Raw genomic sequence first — 17708 nt, 5'->3', positions numbered from 1 at the left:
AGGCTTACGATCCACCCAAGCCTAGCAGCCTCGGCCCGGGCGCGGCGACTCTCACGTGGCCCAGAGCCGTTCGGTGGTGGGTTAGCGATTGCCGCGCTTGGCCAGGTAGGCCACGAGCACCACGGCCAGCCCCATGACCAATGCACCAGCGAACAGGCTGGCATTGATCGCGCTGCGGTACAACTCGGTCACCTGCGCGAGCTGGGCGGCGGGCACCTGGGCCAGCGCCTCGGCGTTGCCGAGCTGGAAGCTGCCGAGCGAGACCGGCAGCTGGGCGGCGCCACGGCTGAGCACATAGCTCATGATGCCGCCTGCGGTGGCGACCCCGACCGCGGCGCCCAGGGACCGGCAGAACGCCAACGCCGCCGTGGCCGCGCCCATCACCGCCGGTTGCACGGCGTTCTGCACCAGCACGGTGGCGTTGGGCATGCCTATGCCCATGCCCAGGCCGAGTATGCCCATGGTCAGGAAGAACCAGGGCGCACCCAGCCCCGCCGAGGTGAACGCCAGCAGCAGGCACAGGCCCAGGCACTCGAGGGCCACGCCCAGCAACAGCAGCGTGACGAAGTTCTGCCGGCGCGAGGAAATCGCCCCGCCTGCGAAAGAGCTGATCACCATCATCACCACCTGAGGCAGGGTCATGAACCCCGACTCGGTGGGCGTTTGGTGCAACACGGCCTGGTAGTAGAGGGGCATGAACACCAGCGAACCCATCATCGCGAACGCCATGGCCGCCATGGCGCAGATGGCCACGGTGAAGCGGCGATTGGCGAACAGCGCGGGGTCGATGATCGGCGCCTTGGCTGCCCGCTCGACCCGGTACAACAGGCCAAAGCCGACGAAGGCGACCACCCCCAGGCCCACCGGGAGCCACAGGTCGCCAGCAGCGGAAAACGAATAGGCATGGGTCAGCAACAACAGCGCCGAGGTGGCAACGCCGAGCACCAGCGCGCCGGCATAGTCGATGCTCACGCTAGCCTCGCGCCGCAGCGCGGGCAGGTTGCGGAACAAGCCGCTCATGGCCAGCAAGCCCAGCGGCAGGTTGATGAAGAAAATCCAGCGCCAGCTGAGGTTGGACGTGATAAAGCCCCCCAACAGAGGGCCTGCCGCGCTGCTCACGGCGAACGCGCCGGAGAACAACCCTTGATAGCGCCCGCGCTCATTGGGCTTGACCGAGCGCCCGATGACGATCTGCGACAGGGTCATCAACCCGCCCGCCCCCAGCCCCTGAAGGCCGCGAGCGGCGATCAGCTGCCACATGCTGGTACAGCCGCCGCACAGCACTGACGCACCCACGAACACACCAATGCTGAGCATGAACAGCGGCCGCTGACCGTAGAGGTCCGAAAGCTTGCCATACAGGGGCGCGCTGATGGTCGAAGTGAGCATGAAGGCCGTAACCACCCAGCTGAGGCTTTCGATGCCATGCAGGTCGCTGGCAATCGCCGGCAGCGCGGTAGCCAGGATGCTTTGGTCCAGCGCGGCGAGAACCATGGCCAGCAGCAGCGACACGATCAGCGCCGGCTTGGGCCGCTCACGGCGATCGGCTGTGGTAGCGGCCGCGTAGGGGGCTTCGGAAACGGGGGAACGGGACAAGGGCAGCTCCTCGGCTATTGCAGGCGGCCGGTCATTTAGCCCGTGGCCGCTGTGCTCGACAAGCGTTGTTTGTTTTTCCCACGCACCGGTGCGCTTCGTCCGTGCGGCAATACAAGCAGGCCAGACAGGGGTAGCATGGTGGCTCGTTACTATTAGTTCGGTTTGGCGTGGTCATCGGTTTCTTATGAATAAGCAGGCTTTAACCCGGCGGGCGCTGTTCACCCTGGGCCTTGTAATGGTGACCGGGCGTGCCCTGGCCAGCGGCGGCGAAGGCCATGAGGGCCCGGCGCCGCGGCCGCACCATCGGGGTTACAAGGTCGGCGGCGGCATAATGGTGGCGCTGGTAATGGTGGCGGTGCTTGGCAGCATGGCGCTGTTCGGGGAGTTGCGCCGCAACCGCTTGAGCAAGATGGCGGCCCCGCCCCCGCCGCGCCCGGCGCCCCTGCCGGAAGGCCCCGAGTGGGAGACCTCCGAACACGCTGCCAGCAGCCCGGACACGCACGTGACGCATGGCCCGAGGTACCGCCGGGGCCGGCGCGACGTCCCGGCCCCGGTACAGGCTGACCACCCTCTGGAGCCCTAGGCCGGCACTGCACGGGCTCGCGGCACGCCACTCACCAGGGCCGTTACACGCCTGATACACGCTGTATGTAAGAATCCCGTAACGCGGCGCTATATCTGTGTGTTACCCGAGGCCGCCCGCCACACAGGGCGGCAGCGATGACTCACTGACCTGGACTGCCTGATGTTTGGATTTTCCCGTGGTTTTCGGCTGAACCTGTTGTGCATTTCCACGCTATGGCTGACGGCGCTGCACGTCATGGCCGCGGCTCCAGCTGAGCCCGTGGCTGTGCCCGAGGCGCAGGTGGTGTTGCCCGAGCGCAGTTGTGCGAGCCTCGCGGCCATGGACCTCACCGCTGTGGGCGGCGCCGGCAGCCACGTGCTGACGGCAACCCTAGGCACCGAGAACGGCGCGCCTGCCTGTGTGGTGGAAGGCCGCCTGGCGCCGAGTATCAGCTTCAAGGCCGTGTTACCGACCCAGACCTGGACCCAACGCTACCTGCAAGTAGGCTGCGGTGGCTTGTGCGGGCGGGTGGAGTTGCGCGCCGGTGCCGCGCACGGGTGCAAGCCACTGACCGATGGCTCGTTCGCGATGGCTTCCACCGACATGGGCCATCAGGGTCAGGACGCGCGTTTCGGCGACGACCCGCAAAAGCGCGTGGACTTCGCTTATCGCGCGGTCCACCTGACCGCGCTGGCCTCCAAACAGCTCATCGAAACCTTCTACGGCCGAGCACCGCGTTATGCCTATTTCAACGGGTGTTCGGATGGCGGCCGCGAGGCCCTGATGGAGGCGCAACGGTACCCGCAGGACTTCAACGGCATCATCGCAGGCGCCGCCGCGCTCGATTTCCAGGTGCAGAACGGCATTTACCATCCCTGGCTCGCCAGGGCGAACACTGCCGCGGACGGCACCGCCATCGTGCTGGCGAGCCAGTTGCCGCTGATCCATCGCGAGGTGCTCAAGCAGTGCGATGCCTTGGACGGCGCAACGGACGGGCTGATCGCCGACCCCTTGGCGTGTCACCTGGACCTAACACCGCTGGCTTGCCGCCCCGGGCAGAACGCGGACCAATGCCTGAGCGCCGCTCAGCTCGAGGCGGTACGCCGCTTCTATGCCGGGCCCAGCGATCCCGCCAGCGGCCGGCCGCTGCTGGTGGGCAGCGTGCTCCCCGGCTCGGAGCTGAATTGGGCGGGCGTGTTCGTGCCCATGGCCGCTGGGCAGCCTATCTTCAGCGAAAAGATTGCCCTCGAAGCGTTGCGCACGGTGCTCTATCCACACAACCCCACGGCTGCCTTCAGCCTCGCCGACCTGCGCTTCGACCAGGCCGGCTTCGACCTGCTCCGGCCCATGCACGGGCTGTATGACGCTACCAACCCGGACCTGTCCGCATTCTCCGGGGCGGGCGGCAAGCTGATCCTCTGGCACGGCTGGGCAGACCCGCATATTTCGCCGATGAACACGCTGGCTTACCACCAGGCGCTGAAGGCAACGCTCGGGGATGCCCGCACCAAGGGTTTCGAGCGGCTGTATCTGTTACCGGGGGTGAGCCACTGCGGTGGCGGAGAAGGGCCAGGCGCCATCGACCTGCTGACTCCCCTGCTGGCCTGGGTCGAAACTCGCCAGGCGCCAGGCGCATTGCTGGCCACCGGCGCAAGCGATGACGCCCCAGGCTTCGGCGCCCCGCTCGGCCCGCCGCCGGGAGATCGCCCCAGGGAGCATGGCCCGGAGGTGAACGGGCCAGGGCCAGAACACCGGCCGGCTGGCCCTGCTCCACGCCCCGGGCGACTGCCGGGCAGCGGCAACGCCGCGCCAATCACGGCATCGCGGCTGATCCAGCCCTACGACGCAAACCCGTCCATCGCGCCCTGGCTGGGCGCCGACTTCTTCCAAAACCCTGACCGGACCACTGAGCGCCGCTGATCCGTTCGGCCTGAACGATAAGCGCGGCGAGGGAGTCCACCCTCCACGTCAGCGCAATAGCCGCGTGTTGTTTGTTGGTATTCGGTTTTCGGCCCTTGCTCCGGCGTGCCCTTAGCAGCATACGTCGGAGACAGGTATGAAGATCGCGCAGATCGCTCCATTGTATGAGTCCGTGCCGCCCAAGCTTTACGGTGGCACGGAGCGAGTCGTAGCCCACCTCACGGACGCCCTGGTGGAACTGGGGCATGAAGTGACGCTGTTTTCCGCCGGTGGCGCAGCCACGCTGGCCACCGAAGTGCCGTGTCGAGAGCAGGCGCTGCGTTTGGATGACACACCCTTGAAATCAGACTTCGCCAGCCACCTGAGCATGCTTCACCGCATTCGCTCACGAGCCGACGAGTTCGACATCCTCCACTTTCATATCGACCTGCTGCACTTTCCTTTCTTCGAAGCCCATGCCTCGAAATCCTTGACCACCCTGCATGGCCGGCTGGATATCGCCGACCTGCCCCAGGCGTATCGGCTGTGGAACAACTTTCCCCTGGTGTCCATTTCGCACAACCAGCGGCTACCGCTGCCGGCGGCCTACTGGTACGGAATGATTCACCACGGCCTGGCCGATCGGCACTATCCGCTCACCCTGGGTTCGGGCGAATACCTTGCATTCCTGGGACGGATTTCGGTTGAAAAGAGCCCGGACCGGGCCATCCAGATTGCCATAGCGGCGGGAATGCCACTAAAAATCGCCGCTAAGGTTGACCCCACCGACCGCGCCTACTTTCATCAAGTAATAGAACCGATGCTCGATCACCCATTGATCGAGTTCCTGGGCGAGATTGGCGATCACGAAAAAGGCGAGTTTCTCGGTAACGCCCGTGCGTTGTTGTTCCCCATCGACTGGCCCGAACCGTTCGGGCTGGTGATGATCGAGGCCATGGCCTGCGGCACGCCGGTGATCGCCTGGCGCCGCGGCTCGGTACCCGAAGTGATCGACCACATGCGCACCGGGTTCATCGTCGATTCGATGGACGAAGCCATACAGGCCGTCAAGGCGGTAGGCCTGCTCGATCGCCGGGCGATCCGCCGGGAGTTCGACCAACGTTTTTCCTCCCACGCCATGGCCCGGCAGTACGTGGAGCTGTATGAACAATTGCTGGCCGAGCGGTCGGCAGACCCCCGCGCCGAGGCGCTCGCCGGGGACCGTAGTGAGCGGCTGACCACCGCTGGGCTGGGCTTGACCGCTTCCTGACCGTAAAACACAGGCGCACGAAAATGACTAGCACAAGCCAGAAGGATTACGTCCTGGTAGAGGGCGACATGTTTCTCGTGACCAATTCGTTCGGCGACATTACCGGTGCCGGCGACGGGTTGTTTTATCAGGACACTCGTTTGTTGTCGGATTATCGGCTCAGCCTGGGCGACCAGCAGCCTTGCCTGCTGTCGGCGGCGGTCAGCCAGGACAACGTTTATTTCACCGCGCACTTCACCAACCATCCCTTGCCTGTGATCGGCGAGACGTCCGCGCCCCAAGGCGTGCTGCACATCGAGCGGCGCCGGCTGCTGTGGGGCGGCAGCATGCATGAATGCATCGTGGTCACCAACTACGGCGAAGCGTCGGCTGGGCTGTCGCTGAGCCTGCAGTTCAGCGGGGACTTCCGCGACATGTTCGAGGTACGCGGATCGCCCCGCCCTCACCGGGGCACCCTGGAACCCACCGTGGTAGGCAGCGATCAGGTGGCCATCAGCTACAAGGGCCTGGACGATCAGGAGCGCCGCACCGTGATCGCGTTTTCCCAGACCCCCGCCAGCCTCACCGAAGACAAGGCCGAGTTTTCCCTGACCCTCGAAGCCCACACCTACCATGAGCTGTATGTGTCCGCCGGCCCCGGCGCCCAGACGCCCGGGCGGGAGCACTTCCGCGCCTGCGCGGCGAGGGCGCGCTGGGCCATGCGCAAGAAACAACGGCATGGCGCGAGCATCCTGGCCTCGGGCCGGCTGTTCCAGAACTGGGTGGACAAATCCCGCGCGGACGTTGCCCTGCTGACGGCGGAGTTTCCCACCGGCCCTTACCCGTACGCGGGCGTGCCTTGGTATTCGACCCCCTTCGGCCGCGACGCGATCATCACCGCCCGGCAACTGCTGTGGCTCAACCCTGAGCTGGCCAAAGGGGTGCTGTGCTACCTGGCGGCGCATCAGGCGCACGAAACTTCGGCGTTCCGTGACGCCGAGCCCGGCAAGATCATGCACGAGACCCGGCAGGGCGAGATGTCCCGGCTCAACGAGCTGCCCTTTGGCCGCTACTACGGCGGGGTAGACACCACGCCCTTGTTCATCGCGTTGGCGGGCGCCTATGTGCGCCGGGTGGATGACTGGGCGCTGATCGACAAGCTGTGGCCGAACCTGGAAGCCGCCGCGGGCTGGCTGACCCAGAACGCCCAGCGCAACGCCGACGGTTTTATCAGCTACGCCCGTGGCGAAACCACAGGCTTGGCCAACCAAGGCTGGAAGGACAGCCACGATTCGATCTTCCACGAAAACGGCGACTCCCCGGTTGGGCCGATTTCCCTGGTCGAGGTGCAGGGCTATGCCTACGAGGCCTACCAGAGCCTGGCGTTCATGGCAGAGGGCCGTGGCGATCCGATCGCCGCGGTGGGCTGGACGCAACAGGCGCAGCGGATGCAACAAGCGGTGGAGAAGCACTTCTGGCTCGAGGACGAGCATTTCTACGCCATGGCGCTGGACGGTGAGAACAAGCCGTGCCGGGTGCGCGGCTCCAACGTGGGCCACCTGCTCGCCAGCGGCCTGCCCGCACCGGAACGGGGCCGGCTGGTGGCGCCACAGCTGCTGGGCAGCGCACTGCACAATGGCTGGGGCGTGCGGACCCTGGCCCGGGAAGCGGCGCGCTTCAACCCGATGTCCTACCACAATGGCTCGGTATGGCCGCACGACGTGGCGATGTGCGCGCTAGGCATCGGCCGCTACGGCTATCACGAAGGCGTGGTGCGCCTGTTGGCGGGCATCTTCGAGGCCGCCAGTCAGTTCGACATGCGCCTGCCAGAACTCTTCTGCGGGTTCGAACGGGCGCCAGGCGAAGCGCCGATCGCTTATCCGGTGGCCTGCCTGCCGCAAGCATGGGCAGCAGGTTCGGTGTTCATGCTGCTGCAGGCATGCCTTGGCATCGCCATCGACGCGCAGCGCAGCAAGATCACCATCACCCGCCCGCAACTGCCGGTGGGCATCTCGCGCCTGGAGGTCAGGCATATCACCTTTGGCGAATGCCGCGCGGACATCATCTTCCAGCGGGTGGGCAAGCGGATCGTGTGCTTCGTGGAACAAGATCCCGCCGCCCATCCCGTGCAGGTGGACGTGCGTTATTGAGCGGTGCCCGGGCGTGGTAAGTTGCCCGCCCGGGGCCCCATGGCAGAATGCCGTGGCCCGGTTCACGCCCATTGCCGCTAAGGAAGGCCATGCTCAACGCGCTCTCCGCCTTGGTACCGATCGTCATCGCCCTGGCCCTCGGCTGGTTGCTGGGCCGCGCCCTGCCCTCGCGCTGGCTCGCGGCGGTGCCAACGGCGCTCACCCTGTGCATCTGGGCGTTGCTGTTCGCCGTAGGCTGGACCTGCGCCGACACGCTGGCCAAGCCAGGCATGGCGGGGCGGGTGCTGGTAGTGGGGTTGACCTTCGCCTTCTGCGCCACGCTGGGGGCCTGGTTGTTGATCTGGGCCTGCCTCGGTCGTCGGCACGCCGCGCCGAGGGCGGAACGTAACGGCACGGCCAGCGCCTGGGGCAGCCTTCGCGCCGCGTTCGCCACCTTGGCCTGGGTGGCTGTGGGGGCGGCCGCCGCACGCTACATGGGCCCTGCCTTCGCTCACTACCTACCTTTGCCGAACATCGCTCAACTGATCGACCTGCTGGTGTTCCTGGTCGGCATGGAGCTGGCCAAACGCCCGCTGAGCACATTGCGCATGGGCCGGGCCCAGCTGACACTGCCGCTGCTCGCCCTGGCGGGTAGCTATATCGGCGGGCTGGCCGCCGCGGCATTGACCTCCACCACCTGGAAAACCGCCCTCGCCCTGAGCTCAGGGTTCGGCTGGATGTCGCTCTCCAGCGGCATGATCAGCGCCGCCTTGGGCAGCGATTACGGCGCCGTGGCCATGGTCACGGACCTGTTTCGCGAGCTGATCGCCATCGTGCTGCTGTTCGTGGCGGGCGCCACGCTCCCCATGGCTTGCATCGGCGCCACCGGCGCCACGGCGATGGACGCCACCTTGCCGATCGTGCGCCAGACCTGCCCACCCGACACCTTGCGCTACGCCTTGGCCAGCGGCTTCGTGTTGTCCATGCTGGCGCCGTTGTTGATATCAGTGTTCCTGGCCTGAGCCCATTGCAGGTGCGTTGAGAGCCTGGTCGCGGGCGGGCTCGGCTGCTACGGGGGGGCGGGGTAAGCGTGCGAACTGCCCATCGCGGCGCGTGTTACACGCGAATCCGGCAGGCGGCCCAAGGTGGCGTTGAACTGCTGGCTGAGCCGAACCACGGCTTCCAGGTCCACCCCGGTGTGGATGCCCAGGCCGTGGAGCAGGTAGAGCAGGTCTTCGGTGGCCAGGTTGCCGCTGGCGCCCTTGGCATAAGGGCATCCGCCCAGGCCGCCAATGGCGCTGTCGAACACGGCAACGCCTTCGAGCAGGCTGGCGTAGACGTTGGCCAGGGCTTGGCCATAGGTGTTGTGGAAGTGCCCAGCGAGCTGGTGACGCGGCACCCGCTGGCTCACCACGTCGATCAACTTGCGGGTGCTGCCTGCGGTGCCGACCCCGATGGTGTCGCCCAAGGACACCTCGTAGCAACCCATGTCCAAAAGCGCCTGCGCCACATCCCGGACCTGCTCGGGCCGGATGTCGCCGTCGTAGGGGCAGCCCAGCACGCAGGACACATAACCGCGAACCCGCATGCCCTGCTTCAAGGCGAGCGCCAGCACCGGCTCGAAGCGCTCCAGGCTCTGGGCAATCGAGCAGTTGATATTGCGCTGGGAGAACCCTTCGGATGCGGCGGCGAACACCGCAACCTCGCGCACCCCGCTCGCCATGGCGCTCTCCAGCCCTCGCAGGTTGGGGGTCAACGCCGCATATACCACCCCCGGCAGGTGCTCGATGGCGGCGAACACCGAGGCGGTATCGGCCATTTGTGGCACCCACTTGGGCGCGACGAAGCTACCCACCTCGATGTAGCCAAGCCCAGCGCCGGCCAGCCCGTTCACCAGGCGCACTTTCTCCTCGGCCGGCACCGTGAGCGGCTCGTTCTGCAAGCCATCGCGAGGCCCTACTTCAACCACCCGCACCCGTTCAGGCAACATCGTCGCTCTCCTCTTCCACTGCCACCAGCACCGCGCCTTCGTTGACCAGGTCGCCCGTGCGACAGGCGATGGCCGTTACCCGGCCCTTGCTTGGCGCGCGCAGGGTGTGTTCCATCTTCATGGCTTCGAGCACCACCAGGCTGGCGCCGGCGTCTACCACGTCGCCCACCTCGACCAGCACTTTCACCACGCTGCCATTCATGGGCGCGGCCAGGCTGCCCGGCGCCGCCTGCGCGGCGCCTGCCAGGGCCAGCGGGTCGACCGCGCGCACCTCGTACTGTGCGCCTTGCCATTGCACATACAGCGCGTCGCCGCGGCGCACCCCGGTGATCGTCAGCCCGTCGCCCGCCGCGGGGTCGAACGCCACGCGGCGGCGCTCGTCACCGCAGTGCAGCTCGAGCACCGCCTCGGAGGGCCCAGCGCTACGCCAACCCGTGCCGCTGGCCCATGGCGAGGGCTGGGTGGGCGCTGCGGTGGTGTGGAGGTACAAACGCGCCGCCTGCTGCCAGAATTCGTCGCCCAGCGGTTCGGCGGGCTGCAGCAGTTCGTGCTCATGGCGCCCGATGAAACCGGTATCCAACCGCGCCTCGGCGAAGTGCGGGTGGCCGAGCAGCCGCTGAAGGAAGTGCCGGTTGGTTTTCACCCCGGCGACGGTGGTCTGCGCCAGCATCGCCAGCAACCGCAGCCGCGCTTCTTCGCGGTTTTCGCCCCAAGCGATCAGCTTGGCGAGCATGGGGTCGTAGAACGGCGACACCTCATCGCCTTCCTGCACACCGCTATCCACCCGGCGGCCGTCGCCGCCAGCGGGCTCTTTATACAGCGCAAGGCGCCCACTGGCGGGCAAAAAGCCTTTGTCCGGGTCTTCGGCATACAACCGCGCCTCGATGGCATGCCCGTGCATCGGCACCTGCGCCTGGGTCAGCGGCAAGCGTTCGCCACGGGCTACCCGCAACTGCCAGGCGACCAGATCCAGGCCGGTGATGGCTTCGGTGACCGGATGCTCCACCTGCAGCCGGGTGTTCATTTCCATGAAGTAGAACGAGCCCCGCGCATCGAGCAAGAACTCCACGGTGCCCGCGCCCACATAGCCGATGGCCTGGGCGGCGCGCACCGCCGCTTCACCCATGGCCAGGCGCAGCTCGGCGGGCAGGCCCGGCGCTGGCGCCTCTTCGATCACCTTCTGGTGGCGGCGCTGGATCGAACAATCCCGTTCGTGCAGGTACACGCAGTTGCCGTGCTGGTCGGCGAACACCTGAATCTCCACGTGGCGCGGCTCGAGCACGTATTTCTCTACCAACATGCGGGCGTCGCCGAACGCCGAGAGCGCCTCGCGCTGAGCCGACTCCAGCGCCTGGGCCAACGCCGCCTCCTCCTCCACCACCTTCATACCCTTGCCGCCACCGCCGGCGCTGGGCTTAAGCAGCACGGGGTATCCCATGCGCTGGGCCGCGGCGCGGAAGGTTTCGTAGCCTTGGTCTTCACCGTGGTAGCCAGGCACCAGTGGCACCTGCGCGGTTTCCATCAGCGCCTTGGCCGCCGCCTTACTGCCCATGGCTTCGATGGCCGAGGCCGGTGGCCCGATGAACACCAGGCCCTCGTCGGTCAGCCGCTGGGCGAACTGAGCGTTTTCCGACAGAAAACCATAACCAGGGTGCACGGCCTGAGCGCCGCTGGCCTTGGCCGCGGCGATGATCTTGTCGATGTTCAGGTAGCTCTCGCCGGGCTTGGCGCCGCCCAGGGCGATGGCGAGGTCCGCCTCGCGCACGTGGCGGGCATGGCGGTCCGCGTCGCTGTAAACCGCCACGCACTCAAGGCCCAGGGATTTGGCCGTGCGCATGATGCGGCAGGCGATTTCGCCGCGATTGGCGATCAGTAGCTTCGAAAGGATGTTCATGCATTCGCTCCCAGCCAGTTGGGCGTGCGTTTTTCCAGGAACGCCTTGATCCCTTCTTGGCCCTCCTCCCCACTGCGCAGCTCGGCGATCACCTGCTCGGTGGCCCGGCGCAGCGCTTCGGTAATGGGCCCTTCGCCTACCCGCAACAACAGCGCCTTGCTGGCGCGCATGGCCGCCGGGCCGTTTTTCAACAGGGTGGTGGCCCACTGCACTGCCGCGCTGTCCAGCGCCGGTTCCGGGTACAGCTCGGCCAACAGCCCCAGCTCGCGAGCACGCTGGGCGTCGAAGCGGTCGGCGGTGAGGGTGTAACGCCGGGTGGCGCGGGCGCCGATGGCCTGCGCCACGTAGGGGCTGATGACCGCGGGGGCCAGCCCCAGGCGCACTTCCGAAAGGCTGAAGAGCGAATCCTCGGCGCCGATCGCCATGTCGCAGCAGCTCACCAGCCCCAGGGCGCCGGCGAAGGCCGCGCCGTTGACCACTGCCAGGGTCGGCAAGGGCAAGGTGTGCAGCGTATGCAGCAGGTCACTGAGCTTGCGGGCGTCGGCGAGGTTGTCTTGGTAGCCGAGGTCGACACTGGCTTGCATCCAGGTCAGGTCCGCGCCGGCGCTGAAGTGCTTGCCGCGGCCGCGCAGCAGCAGCAAGCGCGCGCGGGCGTCCGAGCTGACCTGCGCCAGCGCTTCGCTGAGCTCGGCGATCATCAGGGCATTGAAGGCGTTGTTCTTGTCGGGGCGGTTCAGCCAGAGCGTGACCACGCCCTGGGCATCCTGCTCGAGTTCGATGGTCGAAAAGTTTGTCATTGTTGTGTGCTCTTCGAAGGCCAGGGGCGGCGGGCTACATGCGGAACACGCCAAAGCGCGTTTCAGGAATGGGCGCGTTGGCCGCGACCGCCAGGGCGAGCGCCAGCACCTCGCGGGTTTGCGCCGGGTCGATCACGCCGTCGTCCCACAATCGCGCGCTGGAATAAAACGCGTGGGCCTGTTGCTCGTATTGCTCGAGCAGCGGCTTCTTCAGGGCGTCGGCGTCGTCTTCGCTGAACTGCTGCCCCGCACGGCGGGCCTGTTCCTGCTTGACCTGCACCAGCACGCCGGCGGCTTGCGCGGCGCCCATCACGCCGATCTTGGCGTTGGGCCACATCCACAGGAAGTTGGGGTCATAGGCACGGCCGCACATGCCGTAGTTACCGGCGCCGAAGCTGCCGCCGATGATCACGGTGAACTTCGGCACCTGGGCGCAGGCCACGGCGGTAACGAGCTTGGCGCCGTGCTTGGCGATGCCCCCGGCTTCGTACTTCTGCCCCACCATGAAGCCCGTGATGTTCTGCAAGAACAGCAGCGGGATCTTGCGCTGGCAGGCCAGCTCGATGAAGTGCGCGCCCTTTTGCGCAGCCTCCGCGAACAGGATGCCGTTGTTCGCCAGGATCGCCACCGGGTAGCCATTGATGCGGGCGAAGCCGCACACCAGGGTAGTGCCGAACAGCGCCTTGAATTCGTCCAGGCGCGAATCGTCCACCAGGCGGGCGATCACCTCGCGCACCTCGAAGGGCTGGCGCGGGTCCGCGGGCACTAGCCCGTACAGCTCTTCAGCGGCGTAGCGCGGCGGGATAGGCGCCACCGGCAGCAGGTCACCGGCGCGCTGATGGTTGAGGTTGGCCACGCAGCGGCGGGCGATGGCCAGGGCGTGTTCGTCGTTCTCGGCATAATGGTCGGCCACCCCCGAGGTGCGACAGTGCACGTCGGCACCGCCCAGGTCCTCGGCAGTGACCACTTCGCCGGTGGCGGCTTTTACCAGCGGCGGCCCGGCAAGGAAGATCGTCGCCTGCTCGCGAACCATGATGGTTTCGTCGCTCATGGCCGGCACGTAAGCCCCGCCGGCGGTGCACGAGCCCATCACCACGGCGATCTGGGAGATGCCCTGGGCGCTCATGTTGGCCTGGTTGAAGAAGATGCGGCCGAAGTGCTCGCGGTCCGGGAATACTTCATCCTGGCGCGGCAGGTTGGCGCCGCCGGAGTCCACTAGGTAGATGCAGGGCAGGCGGTTCTGTTTTGCGATGGCCTGGGCGCGAAGGTGCTTCTTGACGGTCAGCGGGTAGTAACTGCCGCCTTTCACCGTGGCGTCGTTGGCGATGATCATGCATTCCACGCCCTCGACCCGGCCGATGCCCGCGATCAACCCGGCCGCGGCCACCGGCTCGTCATACACCTGGTGCGCGGCCAACTGGCCGATTTCCAGGAACGGCGAGCCGGGGTCGAGCAGCAGGTTGATGCGCATGCGCGGCAGCAGCTTGCCCTTGTCGGTGTGGCGGGCCTGCGCCGCTTCACCGCCCCCCTGGCGCGCGCTGTCGAGCAACCGCCGCAAGGCGTGGACCTGCTCAAGCATGGCCGCGCGATTGGCTTCGAATTCCGGCGCCTGGCTGCTGGTGTTGCTTTGTAAAATGCTCACCTGAACGTCCTCTCCACAGAATGAAGGCGCGTTAACGCGTTTCGTTGAACAGCTCGCGGCCGATCAACATGCGGCGGATTTCACTGGTGCCCGCGCCGATCTCGTAGAGTTTTGCGTCCCGCCAGATGCGCCCCACCGGGAACTCGTTGATATAGCCATTGCCACCGAGGATCTGGATCGCCTCCCCAGCCAGCCAGGTGGCTTTCTCGGCCGCGTAGAGGATGACCCCAGCGCAGTCCTTGCGCACCTGCCGGGCATGGCCGCCGCCCTGGGCATCCAGGTGCTTGCCCACTGCGTAGAGATAGGCCCGGCAAGCCTGATGGGTGGTGTACATGTCCGCGACCTTGCCCTGGATCAGCTGAAACTCGCCGATGCTCTGGCCGAACTGCTTGCGGTCGTGCAGGTACGGCACCACGGCGTCCATGGCCGCCTGCATCAGCCCTAACGGCCCACCGGAGAGCACCGCGCGCTCATAGTCCAGGCCGCTCATCAATACGCTCGTGCCCTGGTTGACCTCGCCCAACACGTTCTCGAGCGGCACCTCGACGTTATCGAACACCAGCTCGCCGGTGTGCGAACCGCGCATGCCCAGCTTGTCGAGCTTCTGCGCGACCGAGAAGCCAGGGGTGTCGGTGTCGAGGATAAAGGCGGTAATGCCCTTGGCGCCCGCGGCCGGCTCGGTTTTCGCGTACACCACCAGTACGTTGCAATCCGGGCCGTTGGTGATCCACATCTTGGTGCCGTTGAGTACATAACGGTCGCCCACGCGCTCGGCGCGCAGCCGCATGGACACCACGTCCGACCCCGCATTGGGCTCGCTCATGGCCAGCGCGCCCACGTGCTCGCCAGAAATCAGCTTGGGCAGGAAGCGAAGCTTCTGTTCATGGGTGCCGTTACGGTTGATCTGGTTGACGCACAGGTTGGAATGCGCCCCGTAGGACAGGCCGATGCCGCCGGCGCCACGGGAAATTTCCTCCATGGCCACCATGTGGGCGAGGTAGCCCATGCCAGCACCGCCGTACTGCTCGGGTACCGTGAGCCCAAGCAGGCCCATGTCGCCGAACTGCTTCCACAGGTGCATGGGGAAGACGTCGTCGCGGTCGGCTTTTTCCGCGAGGGGGGCGACCTGGTCCGCGACGAAAGCCGCCACCGAATCGCGCAACATGTCGATCTCTTCACCGAGGAAGAAATTGAGGCCTGGCAATGGGGTCATCACTGTTCTCTCTTTTGTAATTGTTCGAGGGGGCGGCTTGGCTGATCCAGCGACTACGGCGTGGCGACCTGCTCGAGTGCCAGCCGGCAACGCTCTTCGGCGGTATCCAGCTCAAGGTGCATCTGTTCGATGTCCAGCATCTGCTGACGCAGCTGGCTGCGGCGCTCTTCGATCTTTTCCAGGAAGCGCGCCAGCTGCTTTCGATTGCCCGCGGGGTCGTAGAGGTCGATCAGTTCCTTGCATTCGGCGAGGGAAAAGCCGATGCGCTTGCCGCGCAGGATCAGCTTGAGCGTGACCAGGTCCCGCGGGTAGAAGATCCGCTCCTGGCCCCGCCGCTCCGGCGCGAGCATGCCCTGCTCCTCGTAGAAGCGGATGGTGCGGGGAGTGACGTCCAGTGCACGGGCGAGTTCGGAGATGCTGTAGGTCGTGCTCACGGAAGGCGTTTCCAAGGTTGCTTTACGTTAACGTAAACGTACAGCCAAAGACTGTCAACGGTGCCCCGGGCACCCGCAGGGCGTTTGGATGTCCTACCCACAGCGAGTAAAGTGAGCGTTGTCACGCCTTTCGCAGCCAAACAGGGCCCGCTATGCACAATGCTTCACCCGATCAGGTCACTTTGGCCAACTGCGAAAACGAACCTATCCACACCCCAGGCTCCATCCAGCCCCACGGTGCCTTGGTCGCGCTGGCGGCTGACGGGCGAGTGCTCAGCCGCAGCCAGAATTTCGCTGAGCACTTGGGTACCGACGCCCAGCCTGGGCACCCGCTGCCTGCGGTATTGCTGAGCCAACTGGGCGAGCTGGTAGAGGCCGGCCTGGGCGCCAGTGAAGGCTGGGGCGACAGCGCACGGTGCGGTGAGGGCGAGGCGAGTTTCGATGTGATTGCGCACCGCTTCAAGAACGTGATCTATCTGGAATTCGAGCCCCAGCCCTTGCCCGAGAACGCCTTCCACCACCTGGCCGGGGACGCTCAGCGGATCATTTCTCGGATTCGCCACGCCCGTGACACCGAGGCGCTGCTGCGACGGGTGACCGCTGGCATTCATGAGCTGACCGGCTACGACCGGGTGATGGCGTACCGCTTTCGGCCGGACGACTCCGGCGAAGTGGTCGCCGAAGCCCATCGCCCCGGCCTGGTGTCGTACCTGGGCCAACGCTACCCCGCTTCGGATATTCCCAGCCAGGCCAGGCGCCTGTATATCCAGAACCCCACCCGGCTGATTGCCGAAGTGACCTATGACCCCTCCCCACTGATACCGGCGATGCACCCCGAGACCGGGCAGCCCTTCGACCTGAGCTACTGCGAGCTGCGCAGCGTGTCCCCGATCCACTGTGAATACCTCAACAACATGGGGGTTCGTGGCTCGATGAGCGTGTCCATCGTGGTCGGCGGCAAGCTCTGGGGGCTGTTTTCCTGCCACCACCAGACCAGCAAGCAACTGGCCTATTCGGTGCGGTTGTCCTTCCAGATGGTGTCGCAGATCTGCGCCGCTCTGGTCGAGCGGCTGGAGCAGATCCAGGAAGGCGAAGCGATCAACCTGGCGCAAACCCGCATCCATGCGCTCGAGGAAGGGCTGCACGATGCAGGCGACCTGATCGCGGCGCTGTGCCAGGCCAGCCCCGGGCTGGATCAACTGGTGGAGTGCGAGGACGTCGCCGTCTGTCTCAAGGGGCGGGTGCAAACGCTCAATGGAATCGCCGACGACGCGGCCCGCCAGATGCAGAGCCATCTGTCGATGCTCAGCGATCACGACCTCTACGCGGTCAATCGCTGGCCGGGCTCCGCGCCGGTCAACGGGCTGTGCGGCGTATTGGCCGTGCGCTTCGACCGCCGGAAAAACGGCTGGATCATGTGGTTTCGCCCCGAACAAGTGGAAAACGTGCGCTGGGGTGGCAAGCCCGAGAAGATCGTCGACACTGGCCCCTCCGGGCCCCGGCTGACGCCGCGGGGCTCGTTCGAAGCCTGGGAGGAAGTGGTTCGCGGCCAGGCCGTGCCGTGGTCGCGTATCGAACGCAACGTGGCCGAGCGGCTGCGCCAGGCGATCGCCAACGTGATGTTCCATCGGGTGAGCAACACCGACAGCATGCGCCAGATGCTTATCGCCGCATTGGGCCATGACCTGCGCACGCCGCTGCAGTCGATCACCATGGCTGCGTCCATGCTGTCCGATAACGAACAACGCACCGCACGCCTGCGCCAAGCCATCGCCACCTCGACCGGGCGCATGAGCCGGCTGGTAAGCCATGTGATGGAGTTGAGCCGCCTTCAGGCCGGGCTGGGCATGGCCCTGGCCCGGGTGCCGACCGATGTGTCGGCGTTATTGGGCGACCTCGCCAACGAGGCCGAACTGGCTTACCCGGGGCTGAGCCTGGAGCGGGATATCACCCCTGGCATACAGGCGAACGTGGACCCCGACCGCCTCGCCCAGGTGGTCATTAACCTCATCGGCAATGCCAGCCAGCATGGCGTGGGCAACCGCGCTCGCCTCAGCCTGAGCGCGGGCCCGAAGGAAGTGCTGCTGACCGTGGCCAACCCTGCGCCGCCGATGAGCGAGCACCGTTTGCAGAACCTGTTCGCGCCGTTCAAGGGCACTACCAGCCAGCAAGGCAACCGCGACGGGCTGGGCTTGGGGCTTTATATCTCCGATGCCATCGCCCGTGCGCACGGCGGCAGCATCCGCGCCGAACAGGGCGAGGGTGAGGTGAGGTTCACGGTGAGGATCGCGGTGTAGCGG

General features: G+C 66.2%; 13 protein-coding genes. 6 read left to right on the top strand and 7 right to left on the bottom strand.

Annotated elements, in window-relative coordinates:
- Positions 1–81: 81 nt before the first annotated feature.
- Complete coding sequence (locus OGL93_RS08830; protein ID WP_263262230.1) at positions 82–1596, bottom strand: MFS transporter; 1515 nt, start codon at positions 1594–1596, stop codon at positions 82–84.
- A gap of 184 nt (positions 1597–1780) precedes the next feature.
- Between OGL93_RS08830 and OGL93_RS08825 the strand changes: the two genes are divergently transcribed.
- The 5 genes from OGL93_RS08825 to OGL93_RS08805 all read left to right on the top strand — a co-directional run bounded on the left by OGL93_RS08825 (position 1781) and on the right by OGL93_RS08805 (position 8460).
- Positions 1781–2179 (top strand): hypothetical protein, encoded by a 399-nt coding sequence (locus OGL93_RS08825; RefSeq protein ID WP_263262229.1) that lies wholly within the window; start codon positions 1781–1783, stop codon positions 2177–2179.
- Between the two features lie 237 nt (positions 2180–2416).
- On the top strand, positions 2417–4081 hold the full coding sequence (locus tag OGL93_RS08820) for a tannase/feruloyl esterase family alpha/beta hydrolase (RefSeq protein WP_263262338.1): 1665 nt from the start codon (positions 2417–2419) through the stop codon (positions 4079–4081).
- A gap of 136 nt (positions 4082–4217) precedes the next feature.
- Complete coding sequence (locus OGL93_RS08815; RefSeq protein ID WP_263262228.1) at positions 4218–5330, top strand: glycosyltransferase family 4 protein; 1113 nt, start codon at positions 4218–4220, stop codon at positions 5328–5330.
- A 23-nt stretch (positions 5331–5353) separates the two neighbouring features.
- On the top strand, positions 5354–7459 hold the full coding sequence (locus OGL93_RS08810) for an amylo-alpha-1,6-glucosidase (RefSeq protein WP_263262227.1): 2106 nt from the start codon (positions 5354–5356) through the stop codon (positions 7457–7459).
- Positions 7460–7548: 89 nt separating this feature from the next.
- Positions 7549–8460, top strand: coding sequence for a lysine exporter LysO family protein (locus OGL93_RS08805; RefSeq protein WP_263262226.1), 912 nt, complete (start codon positions 7549–7551; stop codon positions 8458–8460).
- Between the two features lie 47 nt (positions 8461–8507).
- On the opposite strand, the gene OGL93_RS08800 is transcribed toward OGL93_RS08805, so the two are convergent.
- From OGL93_RS08800 to OGL93_RS08775, 6 genes are read right to left on the bottom strand one after another with little or no spacing between them, the layout of a single operon-like run.
- Positions 8508–9428 carry a hydroxymethylglutaryl-CoA lyase gene (locus OGL93_RS08800; protein ID WP_263262225.1) on the bottom strand — a complete coding sequence of 307 codons (921 nt, stop codon included), beginning with the start codon at positions 9426–9428 and terminating at the stop codon, positions 8508–8510.
- On the bottom strand, positions 9418–11322 hold the full coding sequence (locus tag OGL93_RS08795) for an acetyl/propionyl/methylcrotonyl-CoA carboxylase subunit alpha (RefSeq protein WP_263262223.1): 1905 nt from the start codon (positions 11320–11322) through the stop codon (positions 9418–9420). The genes OGL93_RS08800 and OGL93_RS08795 overlap by 11 nt, the downstream gene beginning before the upstream one ends.
- Positions 11319–12119, bottom strand: a complete 801-nt coding sequence (locus OGL93_RS08790; RefSeq protein ID WP_263262222.1) for an enoyl-CoA hydratase-related protein — start codon at positions 12117–12119, stop codon at positions 11319–11321. Before OGL93_RS08790 ends, OGL93_RS08795 begins: the two co-directional genes overlap by 4 nt.
- Positions 12120–12153: 34 nt before the next feature.
- Positions 12154–13761, bottom strand: a complete 1608-nt coding sequence (locus OGL93_RS08785; protein WP_263262220.1) for a carboxyl transferase domain-containing protein — start codon at positions 13759–13761, stop codon at positions 12154–12156.
- A gap of 31 nt (positions 13762–13792) precedes the next feature.
- The gene (locus OGL93_RS08780; protein ID WP_263262219.1) at positions 13793–14974 is read right to left on the bottom strand and encodes an isovaleryl-CoA dehydrogenase; all 1182 of its coding nucleotides are present in this window, start codon (positions 14972–14974) and stop codon (positions 13793–13795) included.
- A gap of 53 nt (positions 14975–15027) precedes the next feature.
- Positions 15028–15408: a MerR family DNA-binding transcriptional regulator gene (locus OGL93_RS08775; RefSeq protein ID WP_263262218.1), complete on the bottom strand. Its 381-nt coding sequence runs from the start codon at positions 15406–15408 to the stop codon at positions 15028–15030.
- Between the two features lie 152 nt (positions 15409–15560).
- Between OGL93_RS08775 and OGL93_RS08770 the strand changes: the two genes are divergently transcribed.
- Entirely contained in the window at positions 15561–17705 is a 2145-nt protein-coding gene (locus OGL93_RS08770; protein ID WP_263262217.1) for an ATP-binding protein, read from the top strand.
- The last annotated feature ends 3 nt before the right edge of the window (positions 17706–17708 follow it).

Source organism: Pseudomonas sp. RIT-PI-S (assembly GCF_025642975.1).
In the GTDB taxonomy this organism is placed as follows: Bacteria; Pseudomonadota; Gammaproteobacteria; order Pseudomonadales; family Pseudomonadaceae; genus Aquipseudomonas.
This window is presented reverse-complemented; position numbering and strand designations above follow the sequence as displayed.